The 23652-nt window shown below is 41.9% G+C and carries 5 protein-coding genes; all 5 read left to right on the top strand.

What is annotated here, in order from left to right; translation table 11 throughout:
* The first annotated feature begins 5 nt into the window (after positions 1-5).
* Positions 6-10265 carry a type I polyketide synthase gene (locus tag EAE90_RS18210; RefSeq protein ID WP_214054672.1) on the top strand — a complete coding sequence of 3420 codons (10260 nt, stop codon included), beginning with the start codon at positions 6-8 and terminating at the stop codon, positions 10263-10265.
* A gap of 126 nt (positions 10266-10391) precedes the next feature.
* Complete coding sequence (locus EAE90_RS18205) at positions 10392-11765, top strand: MATE family efflux transporter (protein WP_214054671.1); 1374 nt, start codon at positions 10392-10394, stop codon at positions 11763-11765.
* Positions 11766-11834: 69 nt separating this feature from the next.
* Positions 11835-13262 carry a serine hydrolase domain-containing protein gene (locus EAE90_RS18200; RefSeq protein ID WP_214054670.1) on the top strand — a complete coding sequence of 476 codons (1428 nt, stop codon included), beginning with the start codon at positions 11835-11837 and terminating at the stop codon, positions 13260-13262.
* Positions 13263-13322: 60 nt separating this feature from the next.
* Positions 13323-17795 carry a non-ribosomal peptide synthetase gene (locus EAE90_RS18195; RefSeq protein WP_214054669.1) on the top strand — a complete coding sequence of 1491 codons (4473 nt, stop codon included), beginning with the start codon at positions 13323-13325 and terminating at the stop codon, positions 17793-17795.
* 17 nt (positions 17796-17812) lie between these two features.
* Positions 17813-23614 (top strand): type I polyketide synthase, encoded by a 5802-nt coding sequence (locus EAE90_RS18190; RefSeq protein ID WP_214054668.1) that lies wholly within the window; start codon positions 17813-17815, stop codon positions 23612-23614.
* Positions 23615-23652: the final 38 nt, after the last annotated feature.

The raw sequence follows: 23652 nt of genomic DNA, 5'->3' as shown, positions 1-23652 counted from the left end.
TAATTATGGAAAATAGTTTTACTGGACTTGAGGTTGCTGTAGTCGGCATGGCCGGGCAATTTCCTGGTGCTGACAACGTAAGTGAATTCTGGGAAATGTTGCGAGGCGGTATAGATGGTATCAGCTCATTTACGGAAGACGAACTTCAAGCCAATGGAATTGCAAAAGAACAATATTCAAAAGAAAACTATATTTCGGCAAAGGGAATAATTAATCATCCATTCAAATTTGCCGCAGATTACTTTGGCATTAACCATTCTGATGCCGTCAGGATGGACCCACAGATCCGTTTAATGATAGAGAACTGCTGGCAAGCTTTAAATCATGCCAATATCGACTCTAAAACATACCAAGGAAAGATTGGTGTTTTTGCCGGAGCAAGTAGCCAATGGTCCTGGTTTAAAGCATTAGATGCACAATTTAGTTCAGCGGCTGAGCAGTTTCATGTTGCGACTTTGAATGATCCTTCATTTTGTACCCGGATCTCCTATTTACTGAACCTAAGAGGGCCATCTGTCACCATTCAAACTGCGTGTTCGACATCCTTGGTCGCGATACATATGGCATGTCAGGCGTTACAAGCCGGTGAGTGTGACGTTGCATTAGCTGGCGGGGTGAGTATTACTCATCCTCATAAAAGCGGCTATCTATATCAGGAAGGGATGATTAACAGCCCAGACGGTAAAACGCGCGTATTCGATGAGGATGCATGCGGTACCGTATTCAGTAACGGGGTTGGCGTTGTTGCTTTAAAACGTCTTGAGGATGCTATCCAGAGTGGCGATAGAATTTTTGCCATCGTTAAAGGCAGTGCAGTAAATAATGATGGCAGTGACAAAATCAGTTTTACCGCGCCTAGCGAATTGGGGCAAAAGAGTGTGATTCAGGACGCTCTTGAGTATTCGGAAGTAGACGCGGAACAAATTGGTTATATAGAAGCGCATGGAACCGGTACTTTGCTTGGCGATCCTATTGAATTATCCGCGTTAAAAAGCGTTTTTCAGGGTAATGGCTCATGTGCGCTAGGCTCGGTAAAGTCTAATGTTGGTCACTGTGACGCAGCCGCTGGAGTCTTAGCTTTTATCAAGGTAGCGCTTTGCACCTATTTCAGAACATTAGTGCCTACGTTGCACTTTAAAAAAGCTAATCCAAAACTGGAGTTGGATAACTCGCCTTTTTATATAAACACTGAAACCAAACCGTGGGACATCGATAATGGTAACGTGCGGTTGGCAGGGGTGAGCGCATTTGGCGTGGGTGGAACCAATGCGCACGTCATTTTGCAGGAGTATGGGGACGGGGAACCGCCTTCATTGGCGGAGTTGCAATATCAATCATTGCCGGATCGCCTTGAGTTTAGACCTGTTGCGCATGTCCAAAAAGAAAAGGTTCAGCCTGCGAAGGTTGCAGACGTGCGTCAAGCGCGAGCGCATTCACTCGATGGGGCCGGTTTACAAACCGCGCTACTTGAGATGCTGAAAACGCATTTTGCAAAAGAGGCGATTACGCTTAAGGACAACTTTTTTGATGCTGGCGCGAGTTCACTCGATATTGCGCATTTACATGACAAGGTAAACACTGAGTATGGATTGAACCTAAAAATCAGTGATTACTACCGTTATAGCAACTGTGAAAAATTAGCTCAGCATATTTGCTCATTAGGTAATAGCCAAACGTTACAAAAGAGCCAACGCACACCTCAGAGTACATCGCCAATATCCGTTTCAAACGACGATACCAAGCACAATTACCCACAACACGCGGTTGCTGTTGTGGGAATGAGTGGACGTTTTCCGGGCAGTGAGAACATTCAAGAATATTGGCAAAATCTGCTAGAAGGTCATGAAGGTATCAGCTTTTTCTCAGATGAGGAGTTACTTGAAGCCGGTGTTCCTGCGGCTGTTTTGCAGTTGGATAATTACATCAAAGCAAAAGGCGTAATATCGAGCTCGTTTGATTTTGATCCAGAGGCATTTGCGTATACGGCTCGTGAATCTCAGTATATGGACCCTCAATTCAGATTGTTACATGAAGCGACATGGCAGGTACTCGATGATGCCGGATATGGCAATCAAAAATACCGGCCGATAACCGGGCTCTTTGCCTCCTGTGGCTCGAATCATGAGTGGTTAGAGCGATTAAAAAAAGAGGTGACGGATTCAACGGAACAGTTTGGCGTTGCGCTTTTGAATGACCGAGAGTTTTTGACGACTCGCGTCGCTTACAAACTGAATTTAACCGGACCGGCTGTAACGGTTCAAAGCGCCTGTTCCAGCTCCGCGTTGGCTATCACCTTAGCCTGTCAGAGCTTATATACTCATCAATGTGATCTGGCATTGGCTGGTGGTGTATCGATTACCACACCCGTTAAAAGCGGTTACGTCTATGCACGCGGTATGGTCAACAGTTCTGATGGTCACTGTCGTCCATTTACCAAAGAAGCGAGCGGCACGGTATTTAGTGATGGTTTGGGGATGGTGGCACTCAAAAGGCTAGAGGATGCACTGAGAGATAATGACAACATCTATGGTGTGATCGCGGGTTTTGGCGTCAACAATGATGGTCATGACAAAACGGGATACACCGCCCCTAATGCGAATGGACAAGCAAATTGTATTCGCCAGTCCTTAAATATGGCCGGTGTTAAACCGGATGATATTGAATTTCTGGAAGCGCATGGCACCGCAACTTTAGTTGGCGACGAAATCGAAATTGAGGGCATCAAAGAATCTCTTGGAGCAAGCGACAAAAATTGTGTACTGGGAAGTGTTAAATCCAACATCGGTCATACCAATACGGCGGCAGGCGTAGCAAGTTTTATTAAAACGATATTAGCGCTTAAACACCAAACATTGCCGATGTCATGCCATGTTACGGAAGCGATCCCTGATTCATTGTCTAACACTCGATTTACTTTGATCGATAAATCAAGGCATTGGAAGAGTGATAATGAGATTAGAACCGCGGGAGTCAGCTCCTTTGGTATTGGTGGAACCAATGTGCACTTGACGGTTAAATCGATAGCGCAGCCAGTAAAGAGGGATAATGAGCGTCCAGAACTCGTTGTGCTGTCAAGCAAGAGCCAGCAAGGTTTAGCTAAAATCGCGAGCAAACTGCATGACTCTATCCAGCATGCAGAGCAAGAACCCAATCTGACCGATTTAGCTTACACGTTGCAATTAGGGCGAGGCGAGTTTGATGTCCGTTCGTCAGCGGTTGTAGATAGCATTGAAGCACTGATCAGCACTTTGTCTCGTTTGGCAAATGGCAAGCCGGAGGGGCGCGAGGTTTCAGACAATGCACCCGGTCTTGTCTTTATGTTCCCGGGGCAGGGGGCGCAATATGTCGAGATGGCGAAAGGTTTGTACCACGAGTTAGACACCTTCAAAAATATAGTGGATACATGCCATCAACTACTACATGAACAATTTGATATCGATCTGCTGTCGCTCCTGTACAGCGATGGAGAGGATGCAGAAGAGCGTAGTATTGAACTGCAAAATACCCGCATCACCCAACCGGTTATCTTTGTTGTCTCTTATGCACTGGCGAAGTGCTTGGAAAGTTTCGGTATCCGGGCCAATGCAATGATTGGTCACAGTGTGGGAGAGTATGTCGCCGCGACATTAGCCGAAGTGATGACCTTGGAAGAGGCACTTAAATTGGTTGCTTCACGTGGTCTCATTATGCAGGAGTGTGAACCGGGAGCCATGCTCAGTGTCGCTTCGAGCAGAGAAAAAGTTGAGCTATTTCTGACGGACTCCGTGACACTGGCGACGATTAACTCGCCTAATTCATGTGTTATCGCGGGTCCTTTGGAAGAGGTTAAAGCGGTACAAGAGCGATTGTCGCGAGAGAATTACCGTTGTCGATTATTGAAGACATCGCATGCATTTCATACGGCGATGATGTTGCCCGGCGTCGATAAGTTTCGCGCGGAACTGAATAAAGTGGATTTTAAAGCGCCAAAAGCGGCGTTCTTATCAAACGTCACAGGCCAGTGGGTGCTGCCCGAAGAGGCGTGTTCGGCCGACTATTGGATCAAGCATTTATGCCAAGCGGTTGAATTTCAACAAGGTATTGAAACTTGCCTGCAAAAGCCGGAGCTAAATGTATTTTTGGAAGTAGGGCCGGGACGCACGCTTTCAACTTTTGTGAAGCAGATAGCGGATAGTCACGCGAATATTTCAGTGTTTAATCTGTTACGTCATCCACTTGAGGAAGAGAGTGACCGAGCCTGTCTGCTCAAAGTATTGGGAGAGCTTTGGTCTTTGGGATGTTCTATCGATTGGACTGTCTTATACCAAAATGTATCTCCGGGACGTATTAGTCTTCCTGGCTATCAATTCATCAGAGAGCCAAGTTTAACTGAATATCATATTTCCTCTACCACGACCGGTCGGACGTCTGAAACCAAAGTAACTAAAAAAGAACTTACACAGTGGTTGTATACCGAACAGTGGCAACCCATCGAGTTACCGACCGAAAGTACCGAACAGGCAAATAATATCGTCTGTTTTGTGCCGAGTTTAGCGTGGTGTAATGTATTTACTAAGCGCTTTAATCAAGAGGGGCAAAAACTTAAATTTATTGTTCCGTCGCCGGAGTATTATGTCGACGGCCAAGTAATAGGCGTTACACCGGGAGATAAAAATAGTTTTAATAAATTAATGGCTGAGCTAGCCCATTCTTGTTTCTCGCCGGACTCAATTATTTTTGCCTGGCCGCTCTCCGGTACCAAGGACATAATGACATCTTGGTTTGCGGTCATCTTATTCCTGCAATCGTGGGGGAAATCGGGGCATTTATCTGAGTTTCGTTTATTATTGGCGACTACAGCACTACCGGAACACAGTCTGCTCAATGGCTTAATTAAGGTTATCGCTCAAGAAGTCACTAAATGTCATCCTCGAATTATTGAATTAGATACGGATGAATCTATTGAGGCGGCATGCGATATTCTTGCTCAAGAATTAACAGCAAGCGATATGCGTTTTATTGTCAAACGGTCTCAACAAGCGCGATTTGAAAAGCGTTACCAACAGCTTGAGAATAATGAACCGATTACCGACGTTATTGCCAAAAAACAGCCTTTCAAAAAACAAGGTGTTTATCTGATTACCGGTGGATTGGGTGATCTAGGCTTGTTATTCGCGGAACACTTAGTGACGCAATATGGCGCCAAGGTGATTTTATCGGGGCGTAGGGATTTACCTCGAAAAGCGCAGTGGGGTGATATTGAAGTAAAAGCCCATCCTCAGTCAAAACTTATTGATCGAATACATCAATTATCTCTGATGAGTGAGGGGGATATTGATTACTACGCGGCAGATGTGTGTGATCGACAGGAGATGGAAACGCTGATTGGACACATTGAAGCACAATATGGTCAGTTAAATGGGGTGATCTGTGCGGCAGGTGTTACGCGAGGAGACTCTTTCCAAGGCATTAACCATATTACTATGGAGAATTGTCAGCCCCAGTTTGACACAAAAGTTTATTCTTACCAGTTACTTGCAGAACTATTAGAACACAAACAAATTGATTTCTGTATTTTATGCTCCTCCATCGCGGCTATTTTGGGGGGCTTAAGCTTCTCGGCTTACAGTTCAGTGAGTTCTTTTGCTGATGCGTTTGCCAAACAACAAAATCAGTTGGGCAAGCCTTGGATTAGTATCAACTGGGATGGTTGGGTATTTGAACGTAAAGATGCTGATGACGTCATAGGTTCTTCATTAGACCAGTTATTAATTGAGCCGGATGAAGGTCTTTATATTTTAGAACGTGTTTTACAGTCACCTGTTGCGGGGCAATTAATCGTTTCTACCGGGGATCTGAATCAGCGATTTGAACAATGGGTCGGCACCCATATTCGGCCTTTTACGTATCAATCCCATTCAGCATATTCAAAACAGATATTCTCAAAACAGCAGATCATCGACACTATTATGGATATTTGGAAAAACTTCTTAAAAATCCATTCGATTAATAGTGGTGATAACTTCTTTGAATTAGGGGCAAATTCATTGGATCTGGTTCAGGTCAATAAACGCATTACCGAAGCGCTTTATATTGATTTGTCCGTGGTGGATATGTTTAGTTATCCGACATCAGAATTACTTGCTGATTTTATTATTGAGCAAAACGTAATGATGGTGGAGGAGCAATCAGTAGCTGCGGTTGAAAATAATAAAGCAGCAGAATTTGATACTCCATGGAATAGTCAACGGAGCCAAGATCTCGATGCTGATATCAGTAACAAAATCGCCATTGTGGGTATTGCTGCTACATTCCCGGAAGCCGAAAACATTTACGACTTTTGGCAGAACCTCACTTACGGTAAAGAATCCATATCGATATTCAGCAAAGAAGAGCTGCTTGAAGAAGGGATAGATCAGGCGCTATTAGATAATCCCAATTACATCAGAGCAAAAGGGGTATTTCCTAACGCGGGTGAGTTTGATGCTAACTTTTTTGGCTATACACCTTACGAAGCAAGGCAAATGGACCCGCAAGTTCGAGCTTTTCATACGTGTTGCTGGCAGGCGCTGCAAGACGCAGGCGTTAAGCCCAAAGAAAGCAGATACAAAATTGGCCTTTATGCGGCAGCGTCAGGCAATTTGCAGTGGTTAGCTCAGGCGATGGCGACGGCCGAGGGAAGTGCGGGCCAATATAGTGCAATGACCGTGGCGGATAAGGATTATATGGCGACCATTGTCTCCTATAAATTGAATTTGACCGGCCCTAGTATGGTGTTGTCAACCGCCTGCTCGTCGTCTCTGGTTGCGGTCAATGAGGCAATCAAATCTCTGAGAGCTGGGGAATGTGATGTTGCGCTTGCTGGCGGCGTTTCCATTACTTTACCGACAAAAGCCGGCTATCTATCCGAAGAGGGGATGATCCATGCAAAAGATGGGAAGTGTCGTCCGTTTGATATCCAAGCCAGTGGTACGGTTTTTGGTGATGGCGTTGGTGTTGTTGTATTAAAGCCACTTCAACAAGCCCTGAAAGACAATGACAATATCTATGCGACCATCATAGGCACAGCGATTAATAATGATGGCGGCAGAAAGGTCGGATACACTGCGCCAAGTTATCAGGGGCAAATTGACGTGATTCAAACCGCGCTTAAAGATGCGAATGTCTCGGCAGACACGTTAAGCTTTGTTGAAGCGCATGGTACGGGCACCCATCTGGGGGACCCCATTGAATTTAAAGCGCTTAAACAAGCCTTTGCTACTGATAAGAAAAACTTCTGCAAATTGGGCAGTGTAAAATCCAATATCGGCCATCTGAACTCAGCCGCGGGTATTGCCGGACTGATAAAAGCAGCAATGGCGCTTAAATATAAAGAGCTGCCGCCGACAATCAATTTTGCCAGAATCAATGCGGAAATCGATATTGTCAACAGTCCATTCATTATCAGCAATCAATACAGCCGACTTGATGATTCTCAGGGACCATTAAGAGCGGGTGTTAGCTCGTTTGGTATCGGTGGTACGAACGCGCACGTTGTGCTCGAACAAGCGCCAAGTGTCAATCGACAAACACAGACCAGAGAGCAGCCAGGCGTTCTGCCAATTGTATTGTCGGCTCCTGATGAAAAGTCGTTAGACAGCTATAAGAAGCAGTTGAAGCGAGCAATACAAAGCAATGTAGTTGAAAGCAATGTAGTTGATAGTCACATCAATGAGATGGCATTGAGTCTAATGCAAAGAGACGTTATGCCTTATCTGTTTGTTGCTTATAGCCGAGATCGTGAAGGTTTATTGCAGCGACTGTCGTCATCATCTTCTGATTATCTCTACAACGGCATGACGTCAGAGAGAAAAGTGGTCTATCTGTTCCCGGGACAAGGCATGCAATATGCGGCGATGGGACTCTCTCTCTATCACACCAATGATGTATTCAAAACATGGTGTGATCGAGGATTTGAAATAGCCAGCGATTACTGCGCGATTGATTTAAAACAGCTTTTCCTCACCGGGGAAGATGATGAGAGATTGTATAATACCGAGTTTGCTCAGCCGTTAATGTTTATTATTGAGTATTCACTGGTGCAGGTTCTTGCATCTTATGGCGTTAAACCGGCCGCGATGTTGGGCCATAGCTTAGGTGAATATGTTGCAGCAGCGGTTGCTGAAATATTCTCGTTCGCCGATGCCGTTAGGATGGTTTGTGCCAGAGGTCGCTTGATGCAGTCCACTGAAACCGCCGCTATGTTATCTGTTATGTGTTCGGCAAAAGTGGCGCAAACCATGTTGTTTGGTCGCTTGGAAATCGCGCTCGATAATAGCAGTGAACTTTGTGTGCTCTCCGGCTCAGACGAGGAAATCACCGCCTTTGAGCAACTTTGCGAATCCAGATCAATCAAGACGAAACGCCTTAAAGTTAGCCGTGCTTTCCATTCCCGTTATATGGAGCCAATTTTGGCTGATTATGAGCGAGTTATCGGTGACGTGAAACTCTCACAACCCAAACTTCCTATCATCTCTAATGTGACCGGAGAATTGAGTACTAAAAATCTGATGGAGGAACCGCACTATTGGGTTCGTCAAATTCGTGAGCCGGTACGCTTTACTCAAGGGTTAGAGGAATTACTGGCAAGCGGTGATGCTATTTTCGTCGAGGTGGGGCCTGGAAATGGTTTGTCGTCCCTGATTAAACATCACCAGAATTTCAATACAAAACATGTCTGTATTTCTCTTATGAGTCATGGCAAAGAAGAGGAAACTTGTCTTATGGAAAGTCTGGGCATGTTGTCGCTGTTGAACGTCAATGTCGATTGGCCGCATGAATTGAACAAGACGGTTATATCCCCGGTAAACCTTCCTCCCATGCCGATTCGAGGTAAAGAATATCCTAAAGATGTGAAAAGGCTACAAGCCATTTTCTCAGGTAAAGTTGGCTCTGACATAACTCAAGTGTCTACACAAAGTGTGGGGAGAGACCAAGTTTCTGGCGCGACAAAGACAACGAGTGTGGAAGAAGAACTTAAGGTTATTTGGAAAAATGTACTGGGTGTCAGTGATGTAAACGGGGAAGATGATTTCATCACATTGGGTGGTACTTCACTATCCGCAGTACAAGTCATCGCGAAAGCGAAGTCGGCACAAATGCCCGTTGATATGAATATGCTGCTATCGCGAAAGAGCCTGAATGAGATTATCCGTTTGATCGATACGCCTAATTCATCTCATTCGAGTGGTTGGCAATACAATACACAGTTCAAGCCTGAGTTTTATGGCAGTGACGTGAGCTGTATGTATTCGGCAGTGAGAGAAAAATTAAAACATGATTATGGTTTGAATTGTCCAGACAGCTTAATGCGAGCATCAGATGGAAGCTTGCTGTTTGGTTTTGCCGTACAGCCCTCAGACTCGCAAGGCAATATCCTGAGTGACTATCAGAATTATGGCGCACTATTGGATTGGCCTCAGTTACAGGAAAGTTTCTCGTTTTCCTATCACAAACAGTTTTTCGACGATTTGGAATCTTATATCGCGTATTGTGTGGAAGAACTGGAGAAAGGAAAACTGGTTATTATAACCGGTTCAGATTACCACTTACCGTTTTCCCCTTCTTATGGGCTGAGTCATAGTGAATATTTACTCCGGCCTCTATTTGATAATTTGGAAATCGATGAGGAAGAGGTTATTCCACATGCATTTGTTTTGGTTGGGCGCACGTCAGAAGGTTATCAAATCTATGACGGGAGCTTTAATTACTTTGGTGAAATAAGTGATCATGAGTTCGCGCAAACTGTTATCGGTTTCAAAGGACTTGAGTTTATGAAATCCCATGAGGTGTATCACAAATCTCGTCCTTATCTTGCTATATCGGTTGTTCAAACGGGAGAGTTCTTACCTACTGACCATCTATTACGCAAGACGCTAGATAAAACCCTGTCGGGATTGCAGACTCACACGGCTATTACGAACGGAAACACCCAAACACACCATTATGTTGGTATCGGTGCTGTTAATAAATTGATGGAAAGTCCCGAGTTGTTATTGGCGATGACAGCCAGTGAATTGGAACAGTTTGTAAAACGCTGGTTATCACAGTTGGAGCTTCTCCATCGTTTCCTTGCTATGGCAATCCCTGATCATGGGCAAGTGTGGGCGACCGATGTGGTGGGTATGACCGAAACTCTTCGGAAACTCATTGCCGTTGATAATCAAAATCTCAGTGTTAACGACGTCACCAGCACAATGACGTTATTTAAACAGTTGCTTGAGGGCGTGATTGGCAAACTAATGTGATACTTGCTGTCAGAGTTCTTGTAATAAGAGCTCTGACGCGATATTAATTTAAGTTGGAAAGTTTCACTCGCACTCTTATATAGTAATATTAAATTTAAAAATATTAATTTCTTATTGGAGATATCATTGAAAAATACCGATTTCATGGCAAATGATTCTGTTCCCCTTGCATATTTAAAATTATCAATTCCAGTTTTTTTTGGCATGTCAATCCAAGGGCTTTATGGAATAATTGACGCTATATTTATTACTAAATATATTGGCAAAGATGCTATGGCCGGCTTTTCAATATTTTTCCCGGTCCTTTTATTAGTCGGTGCGGTCGGGGTTATGTTAGGAGCTGGGGCTGCTGTTTTAGTCGCGAGATTTCTGGGAGCGAATAAGCCTGATTTGGCGAATCGAGTTGCGACACAAGCTATATTCATGGCTGGAGTATGTGCTATCTGTTTTGGCATATTATTTCTAACATGGGCACGAGAGGTTTTATTATTTCTTGGCGCTACGGAAAGCATAATTAATTATGCTTTGGATTATGCAATGCCATTGGCTTTATGTGCGCCTATTATCATGATAGAGACTATTTTGGGTGATCTATTACGAGCAGAAGGTAAAACCAATGCCATGTTCTCAATAATGCTCTGTGCATCCATTCTTAATATTGCGTTTGATTTTATTTTTATTGTTGTATGCGACATGGGAATGTTTGGCGCTGCGATTGCGACGGTACTGGCAAATACTATAGCGCTAATATGTGCAGCAGTGCTCTTTTATAGTAATCATACTCGCCTTACTCTCTCACCGACTTACTTCGGTATAGACGTGAAAGAGTGCCAGGATATAGTGCTTATCGGATTGCCAACACTGATTGGAAATTTGTCATATGGGATACTTATTTTCACTATCAATTATCTTATTAAAGCGAGTGAAGTTGAAAACGCGGGAGATATGATTAGTGCTTTTGGTTTGGTTTTCAGGGTATTAAGTTTTATTGTCTTGCCGTTGATTGCGATGATGTCAGCGCTGCAAACTTTATCAAGTTATAACTTTGGTGCGGAAAAATATAATCGGTGTATAAAGTCATTAAAGGTGGCGTTGTTATATGCTTCATTTTATTCAATATCAATGACCTTGCTGGTTATTACATTGCCGGAACATCTATATGGCTTATTCACTAATGATAAAAGTTTGTTATTAGCGGTTTTGAATATCTCCTTTTTTATTTTTTTAGGCTTGTTTTTCCTTGGTGGGTTGCTGGTGTTTATCGGTTTTCTGCAAAGCGTAAAAAAAGAGAAATATTCGATGTTATTGGTCTTTCTGAAACTTTTCTTGCAGGTTGCTTTAACTTTTTCGTTATCTTTTTTGTTTGGTGTTGGATGTTTTCCTCTTATTCTATTTTCAATCGACTTGCTGGTATTTATTTTGGCGGTTGTGCTTTCGCTGATCGCACTAGGCAATTTAGTGTCTAAACCAGATAGTGTTCAAGTTTGCCAAGTTATTTAATAGATTGTGAAAATTTTATTAATTTCTTGGTTAGCAATGTCCGGTGCGAAGTGAAATGGAACCTTAAATGTGAACGGGGCGGTTATGAAGTGTTTTATTATGGTTTTCCTTCTTCTATTTTCCTGTATTAGTTCGGCAGATGAGAATTTGAAAAGTCAAATTTTGCAATATATGGAGTTTGGCAAGATACCGAGCTTAGTTATAGTGACGGTCGACAAGAATAAAAAATCAAACGTAATATTGCTAACAAATGAAAATAAAAATAGTACTCAAAATTTAGATAAAGAGACTATTTTCGAGCTGGCATCAGTCAGTAAATCTTTTACAGGTTTAATTGCGGCCAAAATGATAGAAGAAGGCAAAATCTTGCCCCAAACCAAAGTTTCATCAATATTGCCATCGATAAAAACGAATTACGACGGTGAAAACGTTGATGTGACATTTTTACAATTACTCAACCATACATCGGGCCTGCCTTTTAAAACCATTGATATGCTCTACTCCCGGCCTCAAAAAGGGCTTTCGCAAGTTATCGATGATATTAAGTTAATTAATCTCCAAACCATGCCGGGGCGGCAATATGCATATGCCACACTCAATTATGATATTGCAGCCAGAATGATGGAGAAAGTTTCGGGGCAGTCTTATCAACAGCTACTGCAAACCTATATTTTGGCGCCGCTACAGATGAATGCGACTTCCACTCTTCCAGACGCGGCGAAAAAAGCAATAGGCCATCAAATCAGTTTCTTGCAAGCCAGGCCATACGATGCACCGTTTGTCTTAGCCAATGTACCGGCGGGATATATACAAACTAATGCTTCCGACATGCTTAACTGGTTGAGATTTTTAGCAAGCAATACGGATTTAACTCTCTTTAGTGCCAAAAAACTTGTATTTTCAGGGAAGTTTGGTGTTGATACCAACGAAAGTGAAAAAGCGATATATACCTTAGGATGGTATAAACAGGGGAATCGGGTATTTCATACAGGAATGAACCCAACGTTCTCTAGTTACGTTGCCGTTGATCTGGATTCTGGCACTGCGGTTGCTGTGATGGCAAATGTTAACAGCAACATTACTTTTGAACTTGGCAAGCAAATCATGCAACAGCTTGCTCAAGGGGGCGACTTTACAGGGTTAAATACCGTTAAAGATCTTGAGTTATTTGATACTTTTGATAGCACTTTTCTCGTTGTCAGTGTATTTGTGATTTTGGCTTGCCTCTTTTTAATATATTTAAACTTAAAAGGAAAAAATATAAGTTGGCTTGCAAACTTTGGCGTTGTGAAAGCGACAATTTTATCTGCTTTATTCATTATTGCTCTCTTGGTCGTGTTGACCTTCCCAAATTTGTTGCTTGGATTGTCTTGGGCGACATTTATGATTTGGATGCCTAATAGCTTTTGGGTTTTGTATTGTTCTCTTGTGCTTCTTTTGCTCCTTTGTCTCTCTTTGTTCTCTCAGGTTTTATATCGTCGTCGCTCAGCGCATTGAGTTTGATAGAGGTTTGATTTTTTTAAAATGTTCAGAATTTAAATTTATACGGATTTAATTATGTCTATTAGTAGCAAATCATATGAAATGACAGGGATTCAAAAAGGCGTTTGGGTAACTGAGTTGAAACACCAAGGGACCAGCATGTTTAATATTGGTGGTACCTGTAGTGTTGAAACGGTGTTGGATTTCACAAGGTTAACTAATGCGATACAGAGAGTTATTAAAGAAACCCAAATTCTAAATTTCACTTTAAATGATGAGATTCCACCTAAACTTGTTTTAAATAGCCGAGTGGAAAATAATATCGATTTTATTGATTTTGGTAACAGAGAAAATCCACAAAGAGAATTTGAACAATGGCGCGAAGCGTGTATGTCTCAGAAAATGGATTTAGGGACATGCTTATATTATTTTTGTTTGTATAAAGTATCTGATTCAAAATGTGGTTTTTTAATCAAAATACATCACTTAGTTTGTGATGGCGTGACAATGCAAAATATTATAGCCAGGATTTGTGAGTGTTATAATCATCAATTAAATGATATTGTGCATTGTGAATTTAATGATGATCAAAGCTATTTTTTGGCGTTAGAGGAAAAATATTTATCGAGTCGTCAATATGATAAGGATAAATTATTTTGGCGTAATTTCCTTGCTCACAAGGGAGAGAACAGTAACTTTATTTTGGGCAATAGAGATCTTTCAACCAAAGCCACACGGAAGATTTATGATATTCCTCACCAGATATCAAACAGAATAAAACATGTTTGCGCAAAATTAGCATGCACAGAAAACGTATTTTACTATGCTGTTATTGCTCTTTTGCTATCCCGACTTTCAGGGAGTAAACAAGTCTCTTTTGGTATACCGCTTCATGGTAGGAAAAAGATAAATCTTGTGCGGAATTCAATGACGGTATCTACTGTTCCAACACAAATAGCAGTGGATGAATACACCGATTTTTCTAGTTTAATTAAATCAGCTTTAGAGAATACTAATCGGATATACAGACACCAAAAATATGATTACACCGAGTTGGTTAAAGAAACGAGAAGCGGGGCATCAGTTAATGATTTGTTTGATGTTAGCTACAACTATGCCAACACGAGATATGATCTGATTCTGGGTAAATGTCCACTGATTGTTGAAGATATATTCCCTGGAGAACAGCAGTATTCTATTCAATTCCTTTTTAAAGAGTTATTGAATGAGGGGACGACAAAAATATATTGTGACTACAAGGTAGAAGAATATACGCAGCAGCAGATTGACTCAGTAATCAATTTATTAATTGAGATTCTAGATCAAGTCAGTATCGATCCGCATTGTCAATTGCTGGTGGTTGCGCCATTAAGAAAGAATAATTTGCAACTGATTGAAACCGGGCCCAACAATGCCGCGCCAACCGCCGAAACGGTTATATCGTTATTTGAACAGAGTGTGGAGAGCAATAAAGATCGGCTGGCAATCATTGAAGAAAATAGATCATTGACTTTCCAGGAGCTTCGGATCTTAGTTAGCACAATCAGTGCCAATCTCTTAAGTCACGGAGTCTCTGGAGGATCTAGAGTTGCTATTTTACTGCCTAAAAGTGCAGAGCAGATAGCAACTTTACTGGCTATTATGGCCGTCGGTGCGACATATATTCCGCTTGAAAAAGATTTGCCTAAGGAAAGAATAAAATATATTTTGACCGATAGTGAATGTGCATTAGTTATCACAAATCATGATTGGGCATCGTTACTGCCGGCAGGCGTGGCTTATTGTGATAGTGCGGCTTTATCTGCAACTTTACTACAAGATGATTCGTCGCAATTACAAGTAAGGTGTGAACCGACTAGTGAGGCATATTTAATATATACTTCTGGTTCCACCGGCCTGCCGAAAGGGACAATTATTCGTCAATCAGAGCTTGTGAATTATTGCCGGTGGGCCGCACAAGTTTATTACCCCGAAAAATCTGATGTCGCGGCATATTATACACCGCTGACTTTTGACTTAACGGTGACTTCACTGTTCCCGGCGCTGATTTCCGGCTCGGCTATTAAGGTATACACAGAAACATCAAACTTTATCCTGAGTGATATTATTCACGATGGTGTGGCGACAGTCGTAAAATGTACGCCATCACATTTACGCGCTATCCAACATGAAATTATCGGCCCTCGCTGTGCGATTAAGCGCTTTATCGTTGGTGGAGAAAACTTAAAAGTTAGCGTCGCAAATCACACATACCTTCAATTTGGTGGTAAAGCCGATATTTTCAATGAATATGGACCAACAGAAACCGTGGTTGGTTGTATGATTCACCAGTTTGATCCCGCCAAAGATAGAGACGTTTCCGTGCCGATTGGTGAACCTATCGACAATACGCAGATATATATTGTGGATGGCTATGGGCGCCACTGTATTCCGTACATGAAAGGTGAAATGGTCATTGCTGGCAATGGCGTGTCTGCCGGTTATTGGAATCGCTCGGAGTTGACTGAGGAGAGATTCATCACTGACAGATTCTATCCAAAACAAAGAGCCTATTTATCAGGCGATCTCGCCTATCGCAATGAGTCTGGGCAAGTCACTTATTTAGGCCGTATCGACAAACAGGTCAAGATCAGGGGACATCGAATTGAGATCGAAGAGATCGAAACAAAGCTATTAGAGCGCCAGGATGTTCAGGACGTAGTTATATTGGTCGACGAAGCTAATCCTGACGCTGCAATATTAAAAGCTTTTGTTGTTTTGCCGGAGGAATCGCCTGTTTGTGGCGAGGAATTAAAACAGTATTTATCGAGTCATTTACTTCACTATATGGTGCCACAATTCATTAAATGTATTCGTGAAATTCCTTTAACCTTTAACGGTAAAGTTGATAGTGCCAGATTGCTGGAGCTTGAAGATGATAAAACCGGCGCCAATGACAATGAAAAAATGAGCACTTTAGAAATATCGGTGCTCGAAGAGTTTAAACGGGTACTGGGTAGCACAGAGTTATCTATACACAGTGACTTTTATCAATCTGGCGGTGACTCGATAAAAGCGATTCAATTAGTCACATTGCTACAGAAAAAAGGCATTAGCGTAACAGCGAAAGAGGTGCTCCAGTTACCAACGCCAAAACTGTTATGTCGCCATATTGACAGTCGAGCGGCGCTTATAGAGCAAGAAGAAGTCATCGAAATATCTACTTTCTCACCTACGCCAATTATGAAATGGTTTAGTGGCCTGTTGTTAGGAAAGAAAGAGATATACCATCAGATGTTATCCTTATCTCTGCCATCATGTTTGGATCAAACAGAGCTGGATAGGATCTTGGCTGCCCTTGTTTCATCTCATCCGATCCTGAATAGCTATGTAAAAGATAAGCACTTCGCTTTGCAGGTACGAGAGGAGACGTCGCATGTTAAAACACGTAGAGTGAATGTGACCGGGTTTGAACAACGAGAATGTGTTGCGAGAACGCTCCTGGAAGAATCAAGCTGGCCTGAATCTGAGTTATTTCAGGCAATTATCCTTGATGATGGTAACGAGACCGAATTATTGCTTATTGCCCATCATTTGATTATTGATGGTGTATCCTGGCGTATTTTGATCACAGACATAAATACACTTGTTGAGCAGCACTTAAATCATCAGCCGCTTAAATTACGCCGACAAAATAACAATTACGCTAGATGGATTGATTTTACTGAACACTATGCAAAAGCAGTCAGTGAGGATGAGATCGGTTTTTGGCAACAGCAAATAAGTGGTTCTTCTTTATTCACTTATCAAGACTTATATAATCGTAAATTAACGCTTGGTTTGTTAACCAGTAAAATAGAGGCTGTTAGCTTTGAAAGTTTTACCAAATTATGTGGAATGTTGAAAATCAAACCTAATGAGTTGTTTTTCTCGTTATTTACCTACTCATTATTTAAGACTTTCAATAAAAATAATTTTACCGTTGAGCTTGAAGGTATCGGAAGAAGCTCACAGCAGAGTGAGGTGGATTTAAGCCATAATATAGGTTGGTTCACATCAATCTATCCACTACTATGCCACTGTGAAGATAATATATCTTCCCATATAAAAAAGACCAAAATAGCAATGCGTCGGGTTAATGATAATGGCATGGCCTATCAATCCATGCGTTACTGCTCGACAGAAAAACACTTAAGTAGTATTCACAACGTGCCGAAGTTCAATTATTTAGGTGATTTTTCAGGATCGGCTCACCAGGGTGTCGTGAACATCAAGTCAATTTACCCCCATGCTATTTCCAGTGTAGATAATATCTATACGGATGCTTTTGATTTCAATGTTTATTGGGAACAAGGGTGTAAAGTGAGCGTGAGCTATCTTGAGCAGTTGATAGATATTCCTAAAATTGAAAATATCATTAATGTCATGGCGAGCAAGCTTAAGGAACTTATTGATTTAAACCATGATGATGCCAAGGATTTTTATATACCAAGTGATTTTCCTACCATTTCATTATCAAATACCGAACTTGAACAACTGATCTCTGAATTATCTCTGCTTTCAATTTAAATTTGGGTTATTAACTTATGACAGATTCATTTGATATTGCCATAGTGGGTATGGCGTGCCGATTTCCAGATGCTAAAAATCCAGACGAGTTTTGGCAGAACTTAATATCAGGAAAAGAAAGCATTAAAACATTTACGCAAGATGAATTACTTGCTAATGGTTATAAAGCAGAAGATATCAATAATCCCAACTTTGTCGCAGCTAAAGCGACGCTTGAAGATTATAAATCCTTTGATAATCATCTTTTCGGATATTTAAAAGACGAAGTTGATAAAATGGACCCGCAGTGTCGATTGTTACACGAATGCTGTTGGAATGCATTGGAGGACGCTGCTTATATCGGCCAAAATAGCGATGAAAGAATAGGTTTATTTGCCGGGGCGGCTTCAAATATTCCTTGGATATCAAGTTTATTAAAGAGCAAACTTACTCCCTCTGAAACATTCGATGTAGTGAATTGGAATTTACCTGAGTCCATCATCACAAGAACCGGATATCGGCTAGGGTTGAATGGACCCGTAATGGCTATTCACACTGCTTGTTCAACGTCGCTGGTTGCTATTCATACCGCGTGTCAGTCAATTTTAAGCGGGGATTGTGATTTAGCGTTGGCTGGCGGGGTTTCTTTAACCTTACCTCAAGAGTCTGGCTACCTTTATCAGCAAGGCATGGTGCGTTCTGCTGATGGTCACTGTCGGCCTTTCGACATCAACTCCAATGGTACTGTGGGCGGTAGTGGGGTCGGCATTTTATTGCTTAAGCCTTTGGATAGAGCCATTGAAGATAATGACCATGTTCATGCGGTGATTAAAGGCTCCGCGATAAACAATGATGGTCAGCGCAAGGTTGGCTTTACCGCTCCGAGTGTTCAAGGACAGGCGGAAGTGATAGCCAGTGCTCAAATGTTGGCTGGCGTTGAACCGGAAGATATTAGCTATATCGAGTGTCATGGCACTGCTACAGAGATAGGTGATCCGATTGAGGTATCAGCGCTGTCTAAAGTGTTCGGAAACGCCAATCATGTATGCATGCTTGGTGCGGTGAAAAGTAATATCGGGCATCTGGATGAAGCGGCTGGTGTTGCCGGTGTAATAAAGACGGTGATGTCTTTAAAAAATAAGAAACTCGCGCCAACCCTCCACTATAACGAGCCTAACGACAAGCTACATATTGAAGAGACGCCATTCAAAGTCGTTGATAGGCCAATGGAGTGGGCAGTTTCAGGAAACAAGAAACGCATTGCCGGCGTCAGTTCATTTGGCATTGGGGGAACGAATGCCCACATCATTTTAGCGGAAGCGGATGAACCAACCGTTCTGAAAACAGAGGCCGAGATATTACCGAATGTGTTCTTGCTCTCGGGCGAAACGCCTGAATCGCTCACTAATAATCAACATAATTTAGCTGACTTGCTCCAGACTAAGCAGGACATCAGGTTATCTGACGTTGCATACGTATTGCAGGAGGGCCGAGTACATCATAAATATAGAAAATCAATTGTTGCTTCCTCATGCGGCGACTTAATTAAAGCCCTTCGAAAACCAAGTTCCCAACCGACAAAAGTTTCTGGGACAGAGCATAAGATAATATTTTTGATGCCCGGTCAGGGAGCGCAATATACCAATATGGCGCGTGCCTTGTATGACACTCATACGGAATTCCGGGATATTGTTGACCATTGTCTTGCGATAGCGTCTCACCATCTAGGTGAATCTCTGAAAGAAAAGTGGTTTACCGATGGTGTTTCAAATGAATTACAGCAAACGAAGTATGCTCAACCTGCTATTTTTATTGTTGAATATGCGCTCGCGCATTGCCTGATGGAACTTGGCGTTCAACCCTCAAGCTTGCTCGGTTACAGCTTTGGTGAATTGGTCGCTGCGACGATTGCAGAAGTGTTTTCCTTGGAAGATGCCATTAGCTTTGTGATTGCTCGTGGCAAACTGATGCAAGATTTGCCGGTGGGGGCTATGCTGAGTATCCCGCTGCCCGTTGCAGAGGTTAACGCCATATGCCCGGCAGGGATAGCTGTGGCAATCGATAATAAAGATTCGTGTGTTGTATCGGGATCGGCAGCAAATATCGAAGAATTCGCAGCGATCCTCAAGAAAAAGCGTATCCTGACCGCGCCAATCAAATCTAAGCATGCGGCGCACTCGCCGGCGATGAAACAAATTAATGGCGCACTCCAGGCTGTGATAGCTCAATTTAATCTCAGTGCGCCAAAGATCCCGCTCATTTCTTCCGTGACAGGATTGCCGTTAACCGCCTCGCAGGCAATGTCAGCGGAATATTGGGCAGAACAAGCTGAACGTACAGTTTGTTTCGTTAAAGGATTTGAGCACCTGATTGAAAAACACAAAGCCTCTATTTTTATTGAAGTGGGTGTTGGCCGTGATCTGATCAATCTCACACGGCGATATCTCTCTCAAGATGATTCTAAGGAGGAGAGTTCTAATGTGCTTATCCAGTTACTGCCAGAAGAGATCAAAGCGCCAGATCTTCCTTATTCATATTGGGGGGCGTTGGGTAAACTGTGGCAACAAGGCGTTCAGATTGACTGGCGTAAGGTGCGATTTACCGATAATTGCAGGCGTATCCCATTGCCCGGATATGCCTTCGATAGAAGTGTTTTTTGGCCCAAGGAAGCAAATTTCCTGAATATTTTCTCTAACGCATCAAGCGCAATAGAAGCAGAGAAAAAAGTTGAAAGGAAAGGGCGGATGTCTGACTGGTTTTATCAACATGGCTGGAAACAACAGCCGTTGAGCACATCAAATGCGCCATCAAGTGATGAAACAACGCTCTTGCTACGACTCGGACAGCCATCGGCGCCAACATGCTGTATGGAGAGTAGCTTACAACGTTACTACAAGAAATTAATAAAGATTCATGTGGGCAACGAGAAGGTGTTTGATCTGGATGGCGAAAACCAAATTAGACTCGATAACCAAGAAGACTTTAATCAATTCTTTAAGTTGCTCGAACAGAGTCATGTTTCTGTATCGAACATTGTTATTGATTGCATTGACTCAGCGCTGGCTGTCGATGAATTGCTGTCACAGATTCTTCATCTCTTAAAGTCATATCGTGCGCAAACAGCCGACAGTACTCTTAAAAATATCACTTTGCTGGTGAAATATGCCGTCGTGGTATGCAATGAAAAGAGCATTGATCCATCATCAGCGGCGGTTATGGCAATCAGCACCGTGATCCGGCAAGAGTTTCCAGATTTATCTTGTCGTGCGATAGATGTTGGCGATATGGCAACAGATTGCGGGACGACAAAGCTACTTGCTGAAATTGCATATGGTGGAAACGAGACTGTTGCGTATCGCAATAACAGAAGGTGGTGTGAGGATTTCGTTCCTTACGTGTCTTTAGCCGATCGAAATCACGTCAGTCTGAAAAAGGAAGGGACTTATTTATTGATTGGTGGCGCGGGCTTTATTGGTAAAACGTTTTCAAATTACCTCGCTAAAGAATATCAAGCTAATTTAATTATTACGTCGCGCTCTAGTGCTTATTTGGATAATTCTTGGCAACAAATAGATAAACAGGCTTCTTCGTTGCAGTTGATCCAAGCTGATGCGAAAGAGTTAGATGCCATGTCTGAACTTGTTCAAAACGTTATTAAATATCATGGCAAGATAGATGGCGTATTCTACCTGGCGGGAATTACAGGAGAGGCGTCACTAAGGTCTATTATTGAAACTGATAAGGCTTATATTCAGGCACACCTTGAAGCTAAGCAAAAAGGAATTGAAGTCTTAGAGCAAGCATTAGCAGAAGTTGATTATGATTTCTGTGTTGTTATTTCATCACTTGCTCCAATTTTAGGGGGGCTTGGGTTCTATGCTTATGCCGCCGCTAGCGCTTATTTAGATGCATTTGTCATTCAGCACAACCAATATAACCAGAATAATTGGACATTGATCAATTGGGATGGATGGGAAGTCGCGGTAAAAAGTGACATTAATGAGAAAATTGGCACTAGTTTGTCGCATTTATTGGTAACGAAACAAGAAGGTATTTTACTACTGGCAGATGTACTCAATTACCAAGAAAAAGACGCTTTGATTATCTCGACCGCTGATATTAATGCACGCATTGCGCAATGGTCTAAACCAAGTCAACTTGAAGAGCAAGAGAGTAATAATAGAAGTACAGAGTATTCAGGCAGGCCAGATCTTGAATGTGATTTTGTTACCGCTCGTAACGAAATTGAAACTAAGCTGATTGGAATCTGGGAAGCGTTTTTACGTATCAAGCCGCTAGGCATAGAGGATGATTTCTTTGATTTAGGCGGAAATTCCCTCAAAGCGATTACTTTACTGTCGCAGATACACAAGAGCTGTAGTATTGATGTGCCGCTGACATATTTCTTCAAACATCCAACGGTTAAAGAGATCGCCGAATTTGCTGGAGTTCAATCTGAAACGTCAGGATATCAGGCAATTCAGCCTGTTGCTGAACAGGATTCTTATCCATTATCTCCCGGCCAGAGACGTATTTATCTACAACAAATGTTTGATAAAGCATCTGTTGCTTATAATGAAACCGCAGTTTTTAATATTGTCGGCTATTTGGATATAGCAAAATTCAGGGAAACTCTACAGCAGTTAATACAACGACATGAATCGCTTAGAACCTCGATAGTATTAATTAATGGCGAGCCGCGGCAAAAATGTCACCAAGAGCCAATTGTTGAACTTAAACATATTAAATTCAACACAGAAGGATTAAGTCCGCTGCAAATTAAAGAACAGGTAAAACGGTTAATAAAACCATTCAACCTACATCAAGATGCGCTAATTAGGCCGATTCTTATTGAGTTAAAACAACATGAATATCTATTTTTCTTGGATATTCACCACATTATATCTGATGGTCTATCTCAGGATATTTTTGTGAGAGATTTCCTGGATATATATCAAGGCGTAAAATTAGCGCCGCTCAATATACAGTACAAAGATTACACTATTTGGCAAAATGAAATTGCAAATAGTTGTAAGGTATTGGCGCAAAAAGACTTCTGGTTAGGAAAGCTGAAAAACGTACCAGAACTTAAACTCCCTTACGATTTTGATCGGGAACAGATAACCGATGATTGTGGGGAGAGACTCTACTTTTATTTAGCAAATGAAACGACAGAACGACTCGTTAATGTGTTCAGTAGAGATGGTGCGACTAATTTCATGATCTTCATATCTACCTACTATTTGCTATTAGCTGATTTAACAAGTCAGATGAAATTCTGTATTGGAACACCAATATTGGGTAGGCCACAAAGTGAGTTGCAAGATGTAATCGGTATGTTTGTCAACCTTCTTCCCATTCCATTTGATTTTGATGAAGCGACAACTTTTAGGGATTTAGTTAACTCGGTTTCTGATGTTGTTGTCTCATCATTTGATAATTCTAATATTCAATTTGAAGAAATAGTTAAAGCAATAAATATAAAACCTAAGAAAAATAGAATGCCGATATTCGATACCGTATTTTCATATATGAATATTGGCATGGCTGATTTTGAGATGCCTAATTTGAAGTTAAGCCGATATGAAATAGAACAAGAGAGTTCCAGATTTGACCTGGCATTCTTTGTGAAAGAGATCGGCGGTGGATATGAATTTAGCTTTGAATATAAGAGTGCGTTATTTACAAGTGAAAAGATTAAGTTTTTCATAGAGAGATATATTAACTTGGTAGATGATGTTTTAAATAATCCGGATGTTGCTATTTCTGAATACTTTAAACATGCAAAAGTGAATTTGGATATTCCTAAAGATGAAAGTCTTTTAGAATTTAATTTTTAGTGGATTGATAAATGGAGTGAAACTGAAACCCGCTCCAT

It is taken from the genome of Photorhabdus caribbeanensis, from assembly GCF_018448885.1.
Taxonomy (GTDB): domain Bacteria; phylum Pseudomonadota; class Gammaproteobacteria; order Enterobacterales; family Enterobacteriaceae; genus Photorhabdus; species Photorhabdus caribbeanensis.
Note: the sequence above shows the minus strand (reverse complement) of the source record. Positions and strands in the feature narration are given on the sequence as shown.

Coding starts and splice junctions, on each gene's coding strand:
- EAE90_RS18210 (WP_214054672.1), top strand. CDS start 6: ATGGAAAATAGTTTTACTGGACTTGAGGTTGCTGTAGTCGGCATGGCC.
- EAE90_RS18195 (WP_214054669.1), top strand. CDS start 13,323: ATGTCTATTAGTAGCAAATCATATGAAATGACAGGGATTCAAAAAGGC.
- EAE90_RS18190 (WP_214054668.1), top strand. CDS start 17,813: ATGACAGATTCATTTGATATTGCCATAGTGGGTATGGCGTGCCGATTT.